This is a genomic window from Streptomyces sp. NPDC046197 (assembly GCF_040646295.1).
In the GTDB taxonomy this organism is placed as follows: Bacteria; Actinomycetota; Actinomycetes; order Streptomycetales; family Streptomycetaceae; genus Streptomyces.
The window spans coordinates 1-1677 of sequence record NZ_JBEYZY010000022.1 but is presented as its reverse complement, the minus strand read 5'-3'; the positions used below and the strand labels follow the sequence as shown (position 1 = coordinate 1677).

General features: G+C 71.8%; 2 protein-coding genes and 2 pseudogenes. All 4 read left to right on the top strand.

The features are described 5' to 3' along the window. A pseudogene (locus AB0A61_RS27260) lies at positions 1–637 on the top strand (hypothetical protein); the annotation flags it as partial. A gap of 9 nt (positions 638–646) precedes the next feature. Further along, positions 647–1060: a roadblock/LC7 domain-containing protein gene (locus AB0A61_RS27255; RefSeq protein ID WP_003973453.1), complete on the top strand. Its 414-nt coding sequence runs from the start codon at positions 647–649 to the stop codon at positions 1058–1060. Between the two features lie 110 nt (positions 1061–1170). After that, complete coding sequence (locus AB0A61_RS27250) at positions 1171–1569, top strand: DUF742 domain-containing protein (RefSeq protein ID WP_019058642.1); 399 nt, start codon at positions 1171–1173, stop codon at positions 1567–1569. After that, positions 1550–1677: pseudogene (locus AB0A61_RS27245) on the top strand (ATP-binding protein); the annotation flags it as partial. The gene AB0A61_RS27250 and the pseudogene AB0A61_RS27245, both read left to right, overlap by 20 nt.

Sequence of the window (1677 nt, the reverse complement as noted above, 5' to 3'; positions counted from 1 at the left end):
GGGCTACGACGGCGGGTCCACGGGCCAGCACGCCCTGCCGGGCCGTCAGGACCCGTCGTCCACCGGCCAGTTCCAGCAGCCCCGGCCCGGCGGCCGCGACGCCGACTTCGGTGCCCCGCGCCCGCAGGCCCCCCAGCGTCCGCAGCAGCGTCCCGCCCGACGGGAGCCCGAGGCACTTCCGCCGGCCACGGGTCCCGGCGACGGACGGACGCCGCTGTACGACACCCTGGAGACCAACTGGTTCCGCGGCGGTGACCGGCAGCAGGGCAACGGCCCGGCCCCGGCCCCGCAGCAGCCGCAGGCTCCCTCGGCTCCGCAGTCCGCTCCCCAGCGGACCGCCGCGTCCTCCTGGCGCTCCTCGCCCAACGACGAACTCGTCCGGCAGGCGGAGCGCGTGCGCCAGCCGGCCGCGGGCGGCGTCACCACATCCGGCCTGCCGCGCCGGGTGCCCCGGGCGAACCTCGTCCCGGGCACGGCTCAGCAGCAACAGCACCAGAGCGGTCCGCAGGTCTCGCGTGCGCCCGATGACGTACGCGGCCGACTGACCAATCTCCGTCGGGGCATCGCACAGGGTCGTCAGGCCGGTACCGGTCAGACGGACAGTTACCCGAGCCCCACTCACCAGCAGGAGCGTTAGTTGAGCCCGATGAGCCAGGCGGCACAGAACCTCAACTGGTTGATCACCAACTTCGTGGACAACACCCCCGGGGTGTCCCACACCGTCGTGGTGTCCGCGGACGGACTCCTTCTGGCGATGTCCGAAGGCTTTCCCCGCGACCGCGCCGACCAGCTCGCGGCCGTGGCGTCCGGTCTCACCTCGCTGACCGCGGGTGCGTCCCGGATCTTCGAGGGCGGCAATGTGGCCCAGACGGTCGTGGAGATGGAGCGAGGTTTTCTTTTCCTCATGTCCGTCTCGGACGGCTCGTCCCTCGCCGTCCTGGCGCACCCCGAATGCGACATCGGCCTCGTCGGCTACGAGATGGCGCTCCTCGTCGACCGCGCGGGCGCGGTGCTCACGCCCGACCTGCGCGCCGAACTACAGGGCAGTCTGCTCCACTGAACGGCCCGGCACCACCCGCCTCACCAAATCACCGTCCGGCCGCCACAATCCCCCCACCGGCCCCGTCAGACGGCTTGACTGACCGACTTGCTGTCCCGCCCGGAGGATTCATGACCCCGCCCACCGCCTCTCATGATCCGTACGCCGAGCCGTACGGGGACGAGGGCGACCAGCCGCTGGTACGTCCGTATGCGATGACCGGCGGCCGGACCCGGCCGCGCTACCAGCTCGCCATCGAGGCGCTGATCAGCACCACGGCCGACCCGGCAGCGCTCATGGGACTGCTCCCGGAGCACCAGCGGATCTGTCATCTGTGCCGCGAGGTGAAGTCGGTTGCCGAGGTCTCGGCGCTGCTGGCCATGCCGCTCGGCGTGGCCCGGATCCTCGTCGCGGACCTCGCCGAGGCCGGCCTGGTGGCCATCCACCAGCCGGGCGGCGACGAGAACAACGGCGGCGCACCGGATGTGACGCTGCTCGAAAGGGTGCTCAGTGGACTTCGCAAGCTCTGACGGAGGCCGGGCGACCACCTCCGCGAAGATCGTGGTGGCGGGCGGCTTCGGCGTGGGCAAGACCACGTTCGTCGGCGCCGTCTCGGAGATCAACCCGCTGCGCACGGA

Coding starts and splice junctions, on each gene's coding strand:
- AB0A61_RS27255 (WP_003973453.1), top strand. CDS start 647: ATGAGCCAGGCGGCACAGAACCTCAACTGGTTGATCACCAACTTCGTG.
- AB0A61_RS27250 (WP_019058642.1), top strand. CDS start 1,171: ATGACCCCGCCCACCGCCTCTCATGATCCGTACGCCGAGCCGTACGGG.